General features: G+C 51.0%; 12 protein-coding genes, 1 tRNA gene and 2 pseudogenes. 11 read left to right on the plus strand and 4 right to left on the minus strand.

Annotated elements, in window-relative coordinates; genetic code table 11:
- Nucleotides 1–600 precede the first annotated feature (600 nt).
- Nucleotides 601–1,275 (plus strand): annotated as a pseudogene (locus FH871_RS34230) (hypothetical protein); the annotation flags it as partial.
- 104 nt (nucleotides 1,276–1,379) lie between these two features.
- On the opposite strand, the gene FH871_RS34035 reads toward FH871_RS34230, so the two are convergent.
- Nucleotides 1,380–1,508: a hypothetical protein gene (locus FH871_RS34035; protein ID WP_255516990.1), complete on the minus strand. Its 129-nt coding sequence runs from the start codon at nucleotides 1,506–1,508 to the stop codon at nucleotides 1,380–1,382.
- A 34-nt stretch (nucleotides 1,509–1,542) separates the two neighbouring features.
- Between FH871_RS34035 and FH871_RS34235 the strand changes: the two are divergent.
- The 7 genes and pseudogenes from FH871_RS34235 to FH871_RS30175 all read left to right on the plus strand — a co-directional run.
- Nucleotides 1,543–1,749 (plus strand): annotated as a pseudogene (locus FH871_RS34235) (hypothetical protein); the annotation flags it as partial.
- Nucleotides 1,750–2,844: 1,095 nt separating this feature from the next.
- The gene (locus FH871_RS33320; protein WP_171063003.1) at nucleotides 2,845–4,521 is read left to right on the plus strand and encodes a T9SS type A sorting domain-containing protein; all 1,677 of its coding nucleotides are present in this window, start codon (nucleotides 2,845–2,847) and stop codon (nucleotides 4,519–4,521) included.
- Nucleotides 4,522–4,568: 47 nt separating this feature from the next.
- Nucleotides 4,569–5,006: a nucleoside deaminase gene (locus FH871_RS30155; protein WP_138995066.1), complete on the plus strand. Its 438-nt coding sequence runs from the start codon at nucleotides 4,569–4,571 to the stop codon at nucleotides 5,004–5,006.
- A gap of 67 nt (nucleotides 5,007–5,073) precedes the next feature.
- Nucleotides 5,074–5,682 carry a superoxide dismutase gene (locus FH871_RS30160; protein ID WP_138995067.1) on the plus strand — a complete coding sequence of 203 codons (609 nt, stop codon included), beginning with the start codon at nucleotides 5,074–5,076 and terminating at the stop codon, nucleotides 5,680–5,682.
- Nucleotides 5,683–5,791: 109 nt separating this feature from the next.
- Nucleotides 5,792–5,867, plus strand: a tRNA-His gene (locus FH871_RS30165).
- A gap of 81 nt (nucleotides 5,868–5,948) precedes the next feature.
- The gene (locus FH871_RS30170; protein WP_138995068.1) at nucleotides 5,949–6,596 is read left to right on the plus strand and encodes a carotenoid biosynthesis protein; all 648 of its coding nucleotides are present in this window, start codon (nucleotides 5,949–5,951) and stop codon (nucleotides 6,594–6,596) included.
- Between the two features lie 222 nt (nucleotides 6,597–6,818).
- Nucleotides 6,819–7,697 (plus strand): MerR family transcriptional regulator, encoded by an 879-nt coding sequence (locus tag FH871_RS30175; protein WP_138995069.1) that lies wholly within the window; start codon nucleotides 6,819–6,821, stop codon nucleotides 7,695–7,697.
- A 51-nt stretch (nucleotides 7,698–7,748) separates the two neighbouring features.
- On the opposite strand, the gene FH871_RS30180 is transcribed toward FH871_RS30175, so the two are convergent.
- Nucleotides 7,749–10,721, minus strand: coding sequence for a TonB-dependent receptor (locus FH871_RS30180; RefSeq protein ID WP_229317721.1), 2,973 nt, complete (start codon nucleotides 10,719–10,721; stop codon nucleotides 7,749–7,751).
- Nucleotides 10,722–11,193: 472 nt separating this feature from the next.
- Between FH871_RS30180 and FH871_RS30185 the strand changes: the two genes are divergently transcribed.
- Nucleotides 11,194–12,267 (plus strand): mannose-1-phosphate guanylyltransferase, encoded by a 1,074-nt coding sequence (locus FH871_RS30185; protein WP_138995071.1) that lies wholly within the window; start codon nucleotides 11,194–11,196, stop codon nucleotides 12,265–12,267.
- Nucleotides 12,268–12,399: 132 nt separating this feature from the next.
- Here FH871_RS30185 and thiL read toward each other — a convergent pair whose 3' ends face one another.
- Together thiL and FH871_RS30195 are read right to left on the minus strand one after the other, a co-directional pair.
- Nucleotides 12,400–13,434 carry a thiamine-phosphate kinase gene (gene thiL / locus FH871_RS30190; RefSeq protein WP_138995072.1) on the minus strand — a complete coding sequence of 345 codons (1,035 nt, stop codon included), beginning with the start codon at nucleotides 13,432–13,434 and terminating at the stop codon, nucleotides 12,400–12,402.
- Between the two features lie 93 nt (nucleotides 13,435–13,527).
- Entirely contained in the window at nucleotides 13,528–13,974 is a 447-nt protein-coding gene (locus FH871_RS30195; protein WP_138995073.1) for a hypothetical protein, read from the minus strand.
- Between the two features lie 128 nt (nucleotides 13,975–14,102).
- Here FH871_RS30195 and FH871_RS30200 point away from each other — a divergent pair, with 128 nt between their 5' ends.
- Complete coding sequence (locus FH871_RS30200; protein ID WP_138995074.1) at nucleotides 14,103–14,357, plus strand: cytochrome b5 domain-containing protein; 255 nt, start codon at nucleotides 14,103–14,105, stop codon at nucleotides 14,355–14,357.
- 21 nt (nucleotides 14,358–14,378) lie between these two features.
- The gene (locus FH871_RS30205; protein ID WP_138995075.1) at nucleotides 14,379–15,245 is read left to right on the plus strand and encodes an N-acetylglucosamine kinase; all 867 of its coding nucleotides are present in this window, start codon (nucleotides 14,379–14,381) and stop codon (nucleotides 15,243–15,245) included.
- Nucleotides 15,246–15,302: the final 57 nt, after the last annotated feature.

The following is a 15,302-nucleotide window of genomic DNA, read 5'->3' on the forward strand; positions in this document are numbered from 1 at the left end:
CTGAATAGCGATCTTGTCTGGAAAATCTTCTATTTTTGAAGTATTATATCCTCTTTATCTGCACTTATGAAAAAAAATATACTTCTTAAAGCATATTGGATGTTGGTTGTGGTGATTGGCGGCTTTACTACACTTCATGCCCAAACCATTACAACGGGGACGATTAGCCCAACTTCAATTTGCCCAGGCTCTCAGGTAGACGTCGCTTTTACGCGCACGGGTACTTTTGCTGCCAATATCGGTTTTAAGGTCCAACTATCAACTGGGGGTGAATACAGTGAAATTCCGACCGCTGGAACTACTTCACCTTTAAAAGCCACTATACCATCTGCTACACCCGCAGGCACGACCTACAAAATGCGGGTTGTTGCTGTAAATACCACCACAAACTCAGTAACTGTCACGGGAACACCGAGTGCGACGGCGTTTGCGGTGAAAAGCAAACCGGCTCCACCAACCGGCGATGCAGTTCAATATGAGTGCCAGAGAGTAGCTGGAACAATTGATGTGACATTTGATTTTTTTGTTAAAGGGGAGCCTAATGCTAAAATAAAAGTTTACGATGAGAGCGGGAATGAGATAGGTATTGAGTCTTCTACTATGAATGGAAACACTTATTCAATAAGTGTACCTGGCAATTCGGGTTCAGGACCTGTTCCCACATACGAAAAAAAATATAGCATAACACAAATTGTAGGTGACTGCGAAAGTGACAAATTTCCAATTACACTTGTAGTAAGATCTAGATACAGTACAGGCCCAAGCCCAACTAATTCTACTAATACTGCACCTTACATTGGTTCGTTACAATACTGCCAAGGCGATTCTGCACTTCCTCTCAATATCAATGGCCATAGTTCCCCTCCAGCCGGTTTCAAAGTTGGCTATTCCATTGAAGGTGTAGCAAATAGTGACACATTTATTCCTCCAGTACCTAATACCAAAGTGTCAGGTACTACAACTTATTTGCTGTATTACGCACCTATAAATCCTGATGCTGGGTGTCGTAGTTCACCAACTTATGATTCTCGCTTAGTTGTCACGGTCAGCCCTCGTCCCGCAAAGCCTGTAGTTGCAAATACCGCCGTTACCTATTGCCAAAATCAAACGGCTACAGCATTAACCGCAACCGGACAAAACCTCAAGTGGTACAATGCAGCAACGGGTGGTAATGTAGTTCCCAGTACCCCAGATACAAAAACAGCGGGGACATTCAAATATTACGTCAGCCAGACGACAACTGGCTGCGAAAGTGAGCGGACAGAGATTACGGTAGAAGTAAAACCAACCGCACCCGCTCCCACGGTTGCACCCGTCAATTATTGCGCCGGAGGTCAGGCCGTTCCTCTTACAGCCATTGCCACTAGTGGAGGAACCCTTCAATGGTACGGTTTGGATGGCAGCAAACTGGCCGCACCGCCAACACCGGTTACCACTGCAACCGGCGTTACGTCATACTCCGTCAGCCAGACCGTTGGTACCAGTTGCGAAAGCCCAAAGGCAATCATTCTGGTCACTGTTAACCAAATACCTTCAGCCCCTACTGCCACCACTGCTGTCGCTTACTGCCAAAACGCACAAGCTATTGCCTTGAATGCTACGGGTCAGAATCTAAAATGGTATGAGGTTTCCACAGCAGGCACAAGCGCAGCTTCCATCACACCAGACACAAAAGTAACCGGCACAAAAACCTATTATGTTAGTCAAACAGTCAATGGCTGTGAAGGCCCAAGAACAGCCATTATTGTGAACGTGAATCCATTGCCCGCCCCTCCAACTGGTACACAAACAACTTTATCATACTGTCAGGGCGAAAACATTCCTGTTTTATCGGCTACGGCTGTCACTGGTGGAACGCTGCTTTGGAGCGGTCCTGGTGTTACAAACGCAACCGTAGCTCCTAAGCCGAGTTCTACATCGGCGGGCACCTTCGAATATACAGTCAGTCAGCGAATAAATGGTTGTGAAAGTGAGCCTGTAAAAATCACGATTACCGTTAAATCCAAACCCGAGCTTCCTGGCACCAAAGCGGTAATCGCGTGTTTAAACACACCGGTTTCACCATTGGATCAGAATGTAACGAAAGATCCTACGGCCACCCTTACCTGGTATACGTCCACAACCGGTGTATCAGGTGTAACAGCCGTACCGACTCCACCCACCAGCAGCACCGGTACAATTAGTTATTACATCACTCAAACCGTCAATGGCTGTACAAGTGACCGTGCAAAATTAGATTTTACGGTTAATCCTTTGCCAGGAAAACCGACCATAACGCCTGTGGGTCCATACTGTCAGGGCGAGAGTGCTCCCGCTTTAAAAGCGGTCGGTACGGCCATCAAGTGGTACGATTCAAAAGGCGCAGTGAATACCGCACCCACCCCATCGACAGATCAACCCGGAACACAAATCTACTTAGCTTCGCAAACCGTAAACACCTGTGAAGGCCCCCGAGATTCAGTTGTGATTACGGTAAAGAGAAAACCGGGTAAGCCTGGTGTAACCAACCCCGCCGTTGAGTTTTGCCAAAATACGAAAGCTCCCGAATTATCCGCAACGCCAGAAGCCAGCGCCAAGCTAAACTGGTTCAATTTTAATGGAGCGTCTTCTGCTACTATACCAGTGATCCCGAATTCAAATGCCACGAGTTATACTTTTCGTGTTAGCCAGACGCTGGATGGATGCACCAGTGATCAAACAGAAATCAAAGTAACTGTCAACCCGACGCCGGTGGCTCCTACAGTGACGATTGATCGGCCAGTAGTATGCCAGAAAGAGGCTGCCGTTCCTCTAAAAGCAAATGGGGAAGGCCTTAAATGGTATGCTAGTGACTCGACCACAGTCGTGCCTAATGCGACTCAAAGTACCGATAATGCTGGCACCTTCGTTTATTTTGTCAGCCAAACGCTTAAAGCCTGCGAAGGCCCAAAAACTAAAACGCAGATTCGCGTCAAACCGCTTCCTGGTGCACCGACCATTGCAACGAATAAAGAGGTCTGTCAGGATGCCCCGATAGAAACCTTACAAGCAGGTGGCCAGAACATCAAGTGGTTCGATATAGATAACAACCCTCTTGGAGATGCGCCAAAACCATCAACTAACGTTGAACAAGGAGTTACGTATATCTATAAGACCACCCAAACAGTAGATGGTTGCGAAAGCGACAAACTAACCGTCAATTATAAAGTCAACGTCACGCCCAAACCAACGGTCGTGACGCCGGTTATTTACTGCCAGAACGCCACTGCCAAACCGCTGGAAGCGACGGGAACGAATCTGAAGTGGATCAATCCTTACGGCGGAGAAACCACCACCACACCGGTTCCTCCGACCACCAATATTTCGACCAAACCCGAAGGTGACTCCTATTTTGTGACGCAAACCGGTGCCAATGGCTGCGAAAGCCGGAAGTCCGAAATCAAACTGATTGTCAACGCCCCACCCACCGCCAAAATTGAAGGCACGACGACGGTCAACCTGGGCAATACGGTCCCGGTGACAATCTCATTCACCAGCGTTCCGCCGTTTAGCTATACGCTGTCGGACGGCACCAGCGGCACATCGACAACCATGCAAAAGGAAATCACTCTGTTGCCGACGAGTAAAACCACCATCTACCGGGTCACCAACATCACCAATTCCTGCGGAGCCGGAACGCCTGTCGGAACGTTTACGGTCAACGCCGTCGTCCCGACCGTTACGACCAGCCCGTTGTCGGTCACCACCATATGTGTCGGTACGCAAATTCAGGTTCCTTTCACCGCTGTCGGTCCATTTACCGCCGGGAATACATTCCGGGTCGAGATGGCCCCCGTTGCGGATACGGCTTTTATCAACAAAACGGAGATTCTGACCGGAGCCCTGCAAAGCCCGATTACGGCCCCCATTCCGACCACACTGGCGCAGGGCTTGTACCGGATTCGAGTTACGGCGACCAACCCGCAGGTGCCGGTGCCGGGCAGTAGCAGTCCAACCATTCTGAACATCCGCGCCCTGCCAACCGTTACGCTGACGGGCTCGAAAGACATTTATGACAACGAAGGCACCCCGCTTTCCTTTGCCCTGACGGGCGACGGTCCCTGGACCTTTGCGTATTCCGACAGCCTGAAAACGACCCAAATTACAACCAGCACCAACCCGCATCTGATTACGGTAACGCCGGTCAAATCGACGACGTACAAAGCGGTTTCAGTATCGAACGGTTGTGGCAATGGTACGGCGACGGGAACGGCCATTGTGCGGGTGCTGCCCGTGCTGGGTCTGGAGCCGGACCCGCTCATCACCGACGTCAAGGTGTTCCCGGTTCCGACCGAAACCATCCTGACCATCGACATCGACCTGCCCCTGCAAAAAGACCCCGCGAAACTTCAGTTGTCCGACGAAACCGGCCGCGTTTCCAAACAACTCACGACCCGGCAACGCCAAACCAAACTGGATTTGAGCCAGCAGGCGGCCGGCACCTATTTCCTGCAAATCCAGATTGGCAACCGGACCACGGTTCGGAAAATTATGAAACAGTAACTTTTGGTCAGGCTACCTCCGTAGCCTGACCAGAAACGTTCCGGCGGATGTTCAACGACGCGTATTTCATGGGAATGGCCCTTCAACAGGCGGAATACGCCTTTGAAGAAGGCGAAATTCCCGTCGGGGCCGTCGTCGTGTGCCGAAACCGGGTTATTGCCAAGGCCTATAACCAGACCGAACGGCTGACCGACGTAACGGCCCACGCCGAACTGCTCGCCCTGACGTCGGCCGAACAATTTCTGGGTTCTAAATACCTGACCGATTGCATCTTGTATGTAACCCTGGAACCATGTCCGATGTGTGCAGGGGCGTTGTTCTGGGCGCAAATCGGGCGCATCGTTATTGGCGCTCCCGATCCCAAAAGAGGATATTCAAACGTAAAACCGTCACTGCTTCACCCCAAAACCCGGCTTACAACGGGCATTTTGGCCGACGAAAGTATGCACTTGCTGAGTAACTTTTTTCGAGGCTTACGAACATAAATGAAAAAGTCGCTGTTATCGCGTTTGACAACTTTCATGTATGTCTAACCTTATAACAAATCATAATATGGCTTTTGAATTAGCTCCCCTGCCTTATCCGAGCAATGCGCTGGAACCCAACATCGACCAACAGACGATGGAAATTCACCACGGCAAGCACCACAATGCGTATGTGACCAACCTCAACAATGCGGTGAAAGGCACCGAATTGGAAGGCAAGTCGATCGAAGAACTGGTCGCCGATATCAGCAAATATCCGGTGGCAGTTCGGAATAATGGTGGAGGCCATTGGAATCATACGTTTTTCTGGGGCATTCTGTCGCCCGACGGCGGTGGTGAACCTACCGGCAAACTGGCCGAGGCCATTACGCAGAAATTCGGTTCATTTGATGCGTTCAAAGAAGAATTTACCAAAGCCGCAACCACGCGTTTCGGTTCAGGATGGGCGTGGCTGATCGTTACGGCCGACGGTGAACTGGCCGTGACGTCAACCCCGAATCAGGATAACCCGCTGATGGACATCGCCGAAGTAAAAGGCACGCCCATCCTCGGTCTGGACGTTTGGGAGCATGCCTATTACCTGAAATACCAGAACAAACGTCCCGACTACATTGCCGCCTGGTGGAACCTTGTCGACTGGAAAGGTGCCGACGACCGGTATACGAAAGCGGTTTAATAAAAAACAATGAATGGTGAATGATGGCCGATGGATCGCGTTTGCGAATAAATTTTCATCGCTCATCATTCTTCATTCATCATTTTTTATTACTTTTGCGTCATAATACGGAGGATGTAGCTCAGTTGGTTAGAGCGCCAGATTGTGGTTCTGGAGGTCGCGGGTTCGAGACCCGTCTTTCTCCCTCCTGATGGCCCTGTTTTTGACAGGGCCTTTTTTACGCCTTTTCGCTTCGTTTTTTGACCCTTTCACCCAGCAACTCCGTCATGCCCGATCGATTTTACCGCCCCGTGCTGACGCTCCTCATCCTGGCCTATACCGCAGGCGTCATCGGGTTGCAAACACCCTCGCTGGCTCCGCTCTTCCGCAGCCTCGTGCCGTATAACCTGCTGGGCTCCCTCCTGCTGTTGCTGGCGTTTCATACCGACTGGAAACCGTCTTTCCGGTTTTACTGCATTCTGGCCATTTTGTGGGGTTTTCTGATTGAAGTTCTGGGCGTGCATACCGGTTTTGTGTTCGGCAATTACGTCTACGGCGAAACCCTCGGCTGGAAGCTCTGGGACGTTCCTGTTGTGATTGGCATTAACTGGCTGATGCTGACCTATTGCTGCGGGGTCATTTGCGATGCCTTGCCACTCCGGGTGTACTTGAAAACGATCGTGGCAGCCTCGCTGATGGTATTGCTCGACCTCCTGATTGAGCCGGTTGCCATCCGTCTCGATTTCTGGAACTGGTTCGAAGCCGATGTCCCGATCCGAAATTACCTGGGCTGGTGGATCGTGTCGCTGATCATACTTGGCATCTGGTACGGTCTGCCCTTTCGCAAAGAAAACCGCCTGGCGCTGCCCTTGCTGATTCTTCAGTTTCTGTTTTTTGCCGCCATGAATCTGGTATTCTTCCTGACTAAACCATAAACATTTTTAGTCCCAGACGGTTATACAAGATTGATTGGCGTTTATTCCATATCCGATTATTACAATTTTTAGCCACCTGACATTGTAATATATTAACAATCTTTGGTATCTTGTCCCTGGTTTTATAGGGTTTAATTTGATTGAATTGCACATAATGACGCTTATACGTCGCTTGTTTTTCAAATCAAATGGCTTAGGTCAACTATAATTTGTACAATTCCCATGAGTAATTACTCGATCAAGGATCTGGAGCAGCTTTCCGGAATCAAAGCCCACACGCTTCGGATCTGGGAACAACGCTATAATATCATTTCGCCCAAACGGACGGACACCAACATCCGCACTTATGATGACCTGGATTTGAAACTGGTCCTCAATATTTCGCTCCTGAAAGACCACGGTTTTAAAATCTCCGAGATTTCTAAAATGTCGCTGAGCGAAATGACCAGCGAGGTGATGACGATTTCGGATCGGAAGCTCAATTACCCGGATCAGATTCATGCCCTGACCATTTCGATGATCGATCTGGATGAAGATCGGTTTGAGAAAATAATCAGTACCAACATTCTCCAGTTTGGCTTCGAAAACACGATGATCCACATCATCTATCCTTTCCTCAGCCGGATCGGTACGCTCTGGGTAACGGGTTCTATCGGCCCGGCGCAGGAGCATTTCATGTCGAATTTGATTCGCCAGAAAATCATCGTTGCCATCGACGGTCAGGTGAACAAACAACGGCCGGCGGCTAAAAAATACCTGCTTTTCTTACCGGAAGGCGAGTTACACGAAATCGGGTTGCTGTTTGCCAATTATGTGATCCGGGCGCGGAACAACAAAGTGGTCTATCTGGGCCAGAGCCTGCCGTTCAGGGAGTTGGAGTTTGCCTACAATCTGCATAAACCGGACTATATTTTTGCGTCCATTACGTCGTCGCCCAGCAACCACGAGGTGCAGCCGTATGTCGATAAATTAGCCAACGCTTTCCCCGACGCTCACCTGCTGTTTACGGGGTATCAGGTGGTTGGCCAGGATATTCGCACCCCGCCCAACACCACGATCGTCAACAATGCAGAAGATTTGATTCGCATCGCCAGCACCTGAAAAAGCAGACAGCCCTGACAGGACGGTCTGCCGGTATTTCCCGCCGGACTTTTAGCGATTCATCAGCTCATCGAACGTCAGCGAAACGTAGTACATGCCGCCCACACTTGGATTGCCCCAAGCCTGGGTATACAATTTGCCCAGCACATTCGTACCGCCCACTTTCAGAACCGACCTGATCCCCGGAATGCGTTTGCTCACCTGTGCATCGAGCGAACCGAAAGCGGGAATCACGGTTTGCCGGAGCAGCGTCGCTTCAGGATTGGCAAAACTCGATTCCCACAGAAACGAATCCTGGTGCCGGAAAACAACGTTGAAACCAAAACCGCTGTTGCGAATGTTGCGGTTGCTCACCGACAGATTGTACCGGTATTTGGGCGAATTAAAGAAGGTCACAAAGCCGGTCGGCAGTTTGTCACGGTCCGCCAGCGCATTGTAGGCCACATTGCCTCCAACGACGAAATTGCCGGGCAACAAATAATCGGCACTGACGGCCCAGCCGTGATTTTTCACCTGCACCGGCGCATTGACATAAAAACCGTAGGTGGTCCGCGTGGTGCTGCTCAGAAGCTGAAGCAGCGAAGCCGGGTTGTCGACTGTCGCCGGTTGGGTACCCTGAATGGTAGCCTGAACCCCTTCAAAATTCAGGAAGCGGTTGTAATAATAATAGGCATCAATGAATAACTTATTCTTGACAAGCGCCTTATAACCAATCTCATAGGTTTCCACCCGCTCCGGATCCCACTGGGCGTCCTGGTAGCGTTGCAGCAATTGAGACGCCTGCGGCAAGGCTATCCCTTTTTGAAGCGCATCGCCAAAGGCCCGAACCGACTCCAGCGTATAGGCCGGATTGGTTCCAAAATTATACTTGTCTCTGAACTGCTTCAACCCGCCAATCAAGTGGCTTGTGGGCGTATTCAGGTCGATGTACTGGGACTGCGTTGTCGGAATCCGGAAACCGCGCTGAAACGACGCCCGGATGTTGTGGGACTTTGCCAGCGTCAAAACCGCCGACAACCGGGGGCTAAACTGCCCCTTAAAATTGCTGTTTTTATCGTACCGAACCGAGCCCGTCAGCTTCAGGATTTCAGCCACGGTTTTGGAAGCCTGCGCGTAGCCGCCAAACTCATTGATTCGATACTCGTTATTGTTTTCGTCGAGCGCAAAAATGGTTCCGCTGGAATTCAGGGCGTATTGGCGGTAATTGCCACCCACCAGAATTTCGACCGTTTTCGGATCGATCAGCTTGGTGAAATTGTACATAAACTCCCCGTGGTAGAGGTTCGTTTTGTCCATAAATTTCGCCCCGAGGTTAGGCAGTGAGCCAGGCAGCGGTCGGCCCGTCACTGTCGTCAAAGCCTGATTGAATGGTTCCGTCCCCGGCAAAAACCGCCCCTGGTCGGCGGTGGTGCGGGCGGTGGTATGCAAGGTGCCGGAAACCGCATTCACGGCGTTGAGCGCCGTCTGGTAGGCCGTGGCCGGATTGGTGGCCAGCGCCTGCTGGAGCGCCGTACTGAAGGTTTGCAAAGCGCCACCGGCGTAGGCAAAGGCATATTGCGGGAACCACGATCCCACTAAATTGCTTTGGTCCAGGCTGGGCTTCCAGGCTTCGTTGATGCCCTGCCCCAAAATCCCGATGGCAAACGAATCGCCGGAACGTTCCTGGGTGGTGTAGCCCCGAATGAAAAAGTTGGACCCGCGCAGTTCGGCTTTATACTGACCAATGCTGAAGCCTTTAATATAGTAGCGGTCCTGACCGGTATAGGCGGTTGTCCCGCTTCCCCAGTTGCCTTGCAAAATAGCCTCCAGATTGTCGTTGATGCGGTAATGCAATGCGCCATTAAACTTCAGGCTGCTGACTTTGTAGTTGATCAGATCGCCTTCGTTGTAGCCCGTCCGCGAAACCGTCACGTTGGGCAACAACACATCGTTGACGATCTGTGTAGCCGGTATTTTTGTGGCCGCCGAAAGTTGGTTGACTCCCCCGATGATGCGGGCCAGATCCGGTGAAATCAGGGCAATCTGGGCGACGGGAAGCGGTAAAAGCTGCGCCACCGTGCTTTGAAAAGCATTCAGATTGGCACTGGCGTCGCCGTAAACGTTGATGCCGTCGTAACCCAGATTGTTCTGGCGATTGCCATTGTCCAACGTAAAACCGTTCGCAAAACCCTGATCGCGGGTGTCGGTAGCCTGCCAGTCGGTTGCGCTGATGTAGGAAGCACTGAGCTTGAAAGCCAGCCGGTTGTTGAATGCTTTGGCGTAGCGAATGCCCGCGTCGTAGAAAGGCGTAGTGGCCGTACTGCGGTTGCTGGCCGACATAATACCGGTTTTGGCATACGCGCTCAAGCCCTGGTACTGAAACGGATTTTTGCTCGTCATCAGCAGCAACCCGTTGATCGCGTTCGGACCGTAGAGTGCCGAAGCCGCGCCGGGCAGCAGTTCAACGCTTTCGACGTCCAGTTCTGACATTCCGGCAATGTTGCCGACCGAAAAGTTCAGCCCCGGCGCCTGGTTGTCCATGCCGTCGACCAACTGCACCACCCGCGTGTTGCCGTTGGCACTAAACCCCCGCACGTTCACCGACCGGAACATCAAACTCTGGGTGCTCATGTCGACGCCTTTCAGGTTGAGCAGGGCATCGTAGAAGGTGGCGGCTGGTGCCGACTGAATGGCCCGAATGTCCATTTTTTCGACCGAAACCGGCGATTGCATCACACTTTCTTCTACCCGCGACGCCGACACAATTACCTCCTGCCCCAGCATCACCTGCTCGCTAAGTTCGATTTTCAAATCCGACTGGTTGCCAACGGCGATCTCCCGGGTCTGAAAACCCACTGATGAAACCACTACGGTTAAGGGTCCCGAAGCTGAGGTCGTTAAGGCAAATTGCCCTTTGGCATCGGTAACTGTACCCGCCACCGTTCCCTTTACGGTGATGCTAACCCCAATCAGGGGTATTTTGGTGTTGCTCTCGGTTACCGTACCTGAAATTTTTGTTTGCGCAAAACAACTTATGGTTATCAAGAGACAGAATCCAATAGACAAGGCAAGTCGGGTAGTACTTTTTTTCATAAGCGGCCAGTTAAACAAGGGTTCATACGTTCCGGAAAGTGGAACGGGAGAAAATTACAATAAATGCTAAAAATTAGCACAGACCCGTGATTAAATTGTTGAATTATTATTCAAGTAATTGACTATCAAACGACTAAGAAAACACATTCTTATGTGTGTAAGCCCTATTTACCCTGAAAACCAGACTGATCCGTATACGTTCACCACTGATTTTACCCGTGGCCCACCCTGCAGTGTTCATTTAACAAAATCATGACTTCCCTCCGACGGCATTAATTTTGCGATTACGTATATTTGTCCGATAATTCGATTTGGTGTTTCGATAAGAAAGTCCCGTCTTAACTAACTTTTTAACGCATTCCTTGTAGTTTAGGAACCCCTTCTTCAATTTAGGGGGTTAATCCCATACACAGAATTCTTCACTATGAACCATACCTATGTCGTTATCATGGCTGGCGGAGTCGGAACCCGCTTCTGGCCGTTTAGTCGTACCAACAACCCCAAGCAATTTCACGACGTTCTTGGAACCGGAAAGTCGCTCCTCCAGCAAACCGCCGACCGCTTCGAAGGAATCTGCCCGAAAGAGCATATTTATATTGTGACCAGCGCCGAATACCAGCAACTGGTGAAAGAACAACTCCCGTATCTCAGCGACGATCAGATCCTGTGTGAACCCGTCCGCCGGAATACCGCTCCCTGTATTGCCTACGCAGCCTATAAAATTGCCCAGCAGGACCCCGAAGCCAACATGGTCGTTGCGCCGGCCGACCATATTATTCTGAAAGAAGAGGAGTTCCGCGACACGATCCGGATTGCGCTGGCAGCCACGGCCACCCAGGATATTCTGGTTACGCTCGGCATCCAGCCCAGCCGCCCCGACACCGGTTATGGCTACATCCAGTATATCCCGGACTCGGACAATCAAGGCAGTAAAAAGGTGAAGACGTTCACCGAAAAACCGCATCTGGAGCTGGCCAAACAGTTTGTGGAAAGTGGCGAATTTGTCTGGAATGCCGGTATTTTTGTCTGGAACGTACAGGCCGTTCGCAAGGCATTTGAGAGTTACATGCCCGAAACGGCGGAGATTTTTGCCGAGGGCGACGAGTGGTATTTCACCGAAAAGGAGCATTCGTTTATCAACAAAGCGTACTCTCTATGCAAAAACATCTCCATCGACAACGGTATTATGGAAAAAGCCGGCAACGTTTATGTCGTGCTGAGTGATTTTGGCTGGTCGGATTTGGGAACGTGGAAGTCGCTGTATGAAGTATCCGAAAAAGACGAGAATGAAAACGTCACGGATGGCACCCACATGCTCTACAATACCAACAACAGCATCATCAAAACACCGAAGGGCAAGCTGGTCGTTATCAGCGGCCTGGAAGGCTACATCGTCGCTGAATTCGACGGTGTTCTGATGATCTGCCCCAAAGATGAAGAACAAAAAGTGAAAGAGTTCGTGGCCGATGCCAAGAATCACGGAATACACTTTGTGTAGTTGAAAGAGAATAAATATCGAATACTGAAAAAGCAAAATATCGAATACTGAATAGTAAATAACGAATGTTGAAGTAAGTGATCTGGCTTTCAATATTCGTTATTTACTATTCAGTGTTCGATATTTTGCTTTTTAAAAGTGTTTCCACCCCTGCGCCTTGATCTGCGTATATTGCCCGGCTTTGGTGGCCAGCAAAATCGACTCCGGTTTGTCGGTGAGGTAACCGATGGGCGTGATGCGGGCGTGGTTTTTTAGTTTCTCGAACTCCTGCGGACGGATCGTAAACAGCAGTTCGTAGTCTTCTCCGCCGTTTAGAGCCGCCGTGATAGGGCTGATATTCAACTCAGTAGCGGCCAGATACGTCACATCGTCGATCGGCAGATTTTCGTCGAAAATAACCGCCCCGGTTTTGGATTGCGTACAGATGTGAATCAGTTCCGAAGCCAGGCCGTCCGACACATCGATCATCGCCGTTGGCACCACCCCCAGATCCCGGAGTTCATACACAATGTCGGTGCGCGCAGAAGGCCGAAGCTGGCGTTCCAGCACATACGATTTGTCTTCGCTGATTTCGGGCTGCATGGTGGGATCGGCCAGAAAAACCTGCTTTTCCCGTTCCAATAATTGCAATCCGCAGAAAGCCGCTCCCAAATCGCCCGTCACGCAGATGACGTCGTTGGGCTGGGCGGTGTTGCGGTACGTGATTTTATCCCGTTCTACCCGGCCGGTAACCGTTACCGAAATAACCAGCCCCGAGCGTGAGGAGGTGGTATCGCCCCCAATCAAATCGACCTGATAAGCTTCGCAGGCGGCTTTGATCCCTTCGTATAACTCCTCCACGGCTTCGACCGAAAACCGGTTGCTGAGGGCCACGCTCACCGTGATTTGCAAAGGGATTCCGTTCATGGCCGCAATATCGGAGACGTTGACCGCAACGGCCTTAAATCCGAGGTGTTTCAGGGGTGTATAAGCCAGATCGAAATGAACGCCCTCCAGCAGCATGTCGGTGGAAAGGAGCCAGTAATCCGGCCCGCCGGTATCGATCACGGCCGCATCGTCGCCAATTCCGCGTACGGTTTCGGGCTGGGCGGTTTGGCCAAATGCCCGGTTGATGCGATCGATGAGGGCAATTTCGCCCAAAGAATCCAGTTCGGTTCGTGTATTCATACAGATACTAAAGCAAAAAAGCCGCTTTCGGTTCGAAAACGGCGAAATATACGGAGCAATTCCCGGTTGATCCCAACCGGGAACCGGACAGATCTATGGATTGGCCAGGGTATACTTGTTGGTCGTGCCACCGGTTTTGCGGTCTGCCGTCGTCCGGGTCAGTTCCAGGGAGGTTTCAGTGGCCGTGCCGATGTTGAATTCAATGGTTGGGCCATCGGTCGGTGCCGGGCTCAGGCTCTTCAGAATGAGCTTGGTATCGCCCTGCAATTCGTATTGCCCGGTCGATGTAAACCCATCGACCTGCTTGATCACCACGGTGGGCGGATTGCTCAAATCCAGTGAATATTGTGAATAACCCGGCTTGACGTTACTGGTTCCACCTTTGGTATAAACCACCACGTTGTTTTCCTCTACTTTTTGCGCCGTCCAGTTTTTCTTGATGCGGTCTGAAAGCGGGGTCGTCTTGTCTTTGTTGCAGCCGGTTAAAACCGCAAACAAGGTCAACACGGCAACAAAGGCGATTGGTGTAGTTTTTTTCATAAAACGTAAAAATTTAAAGACGCGACTGTGTTCATTAGTAAGCGGTTAAAGTTAAGTGTTTTTACGAAATCCCTGTACAAACTTCTCCGTAAAGTTGCATTTTTGCCGACTGAACTGTTGATAAGTCCATGAATGTTGGCAAAGAGGATACGCTGAAAGAATACACCCGCTCGCAACTCGCGCTCCGAAACGGCTCCGACCGCGACGAAATCTGGTGCGCGTACCAGGGTATTATTTACGACGTATCACCAAGCCGGCTCTGGCGAAACGGAAAACATTACGAACACTGGGCCGGTCAGGATCTCACCGACGAACTGCCCGATGCGCCCCACGGTGAATGGGTGTTTGGGCGTTTCAAACCGGTCGGAAAATTAATCAGTTAACCAGCAACTCACAGTCCGAACATGATACTCATCGCAGACAGCGGTTCCACCAAAACCGATTGGCGAACCATCGACACCACCGGCCGGGTAGACCAGGCCCGCACCATTGGCTTTAATCCCTATTACCAGGACAGTGCCGCCATCGCTGCCGAGCTACAAACCAGTTTGTTACCAACCATTCAAGAAACGGTGACGGACGTTTTTTATTACGGAACCGGCTGCAACAGCGAAGAATCGTGCGGGGTGGTCGAGAAGGCCATTCGGGCGGTTTTTCCGGATGCGCAGAACGTGCAGGTCAGCAGCGATTTGCTGGGAGCAGCCCGTGCCCTGTGCCACCACAACGCCGGGATTGCCTGCATTCTCGGAACGGGCTCCAATGCCTGCCTCTACGACGGACGCGACATTGTGCAACTGAGCGGTTCGCTGGCGTTCTGGCTGGGCGACGAAGGCAGTGGCGGTTATCTGGGCAAGACGCTGGTGGTTCGGTATCTCCACGACCAGCTCCCGCCGGAATTAGCGGAAAAATTCCGGAAACGTTACCCCAAAGTCGATCGGTTAACGGTGCTGGATCATGCCTATAAACAGCCTTTTCCGAACCGGTATTTTGCGTCCTTCTCCAAATTTCTGTTCGACAACCGGAGTCATCCGGTCGCGTATCAGATGGTTTACGACGCCTTCAGCCTGTTTTTTGATACCTACATCCGCAAGTTTGCCGATGCCAAAAACCTGCCGATCCATTTCGTCGGCTCGGTGGCCTTCTATTACAGCGATATTCTGCGGCAGGTGGCCAATGACAAAGGACTAACGGTTCGCCACATTCTGGAAACACCCATCGCCGGGTTGACGCTCTACCACCAGGATGCCGAGTCACTGTTGTCCGGTAAATAGCTTAACCCTTTGCTGGCAAAACCAAAAAAGCGACGGACTGTCCGTCGCTTTTTTGGT

Origin of the sequence: Larkinella sp. C7, from assembly GCF_006149005.1 — a bacterium.
Taxonomy (GTDB): Bacteria; Bacteroidota; Bacteroidia; order Cytophagales; family Spirosomataceae; genus Larkinella.

Bases quoted from the DNA above. Each gene is read 5' to 3' on its own strand.
- FH871_RS30185 (WP_138995071.1), top strand. From the start codon at position 11,194: ATGAACCATACCTATGTCGTTATCATGGCTGGCGGAGTCGGAACCCGC.
- FH871_RS30195 (WP_138995073.1), bottom strand. From the start codon at position 13,974: ATGAAAAAAACTACACCAATCGCCTTTGTTGCCGTGTTGACCTTGTTT.
- FH871_RS30200 (WP_138995074.1), top strand. From the start codon at position 14,103: ATGAATGTTGGCAAAGAGGATACGCTGAAAGAATACACCCGCTCGCAA.
- FH871_RS30175 (WP_138995069.1), top strand. From the start codon at position 6,819: ATGAGTAATTACTCGATCAAGGATCTGGAGCAGCTTTCCGGAATCAAA.
- FH871_RS30160 (WP_138995067.1), top strand. From the start codon at position 5,074: ATGGCTTTTGAATTAGCTCCCCTGCCTTATCCGAGCAATGCGCTGGAA.
- FH871_RS30170 (WP_138995068.1), top strand. From the start codon at position 5,949: ATGCCCGATCGATTTTACCGCCCCGTGCTGACGCTCCTCATCCTGGCC.
- FH871_RS34035 (WP_255516990.1), bottom strand. From the start codon at position 1,508: ATGATTGCCTTTGGGCTTTCGCAACTGGTACCAACGGTCTGGCTGACG.
- FH871_RS30205 (WP_138995075.1), top strand. From the start codon at position 14,379: ATGATACTCATCGCAGACAGCGGTTCCACCAAAACCGATTGGCGAACC.
- FH871_RS30155 (WP_138995066.1), top strand. From the start codon at position 4,569: ATGTTCAACGACGCGTATTTCATGGGAATGGCCCTTCAACAGGCGGAA.
- thiL (WP_138995072.1), bottom strand. From the start codon at position 13,434: ATGAATACACGAACCGAACTGGATTCTTTGGGCGAAATTGCCCTCATC.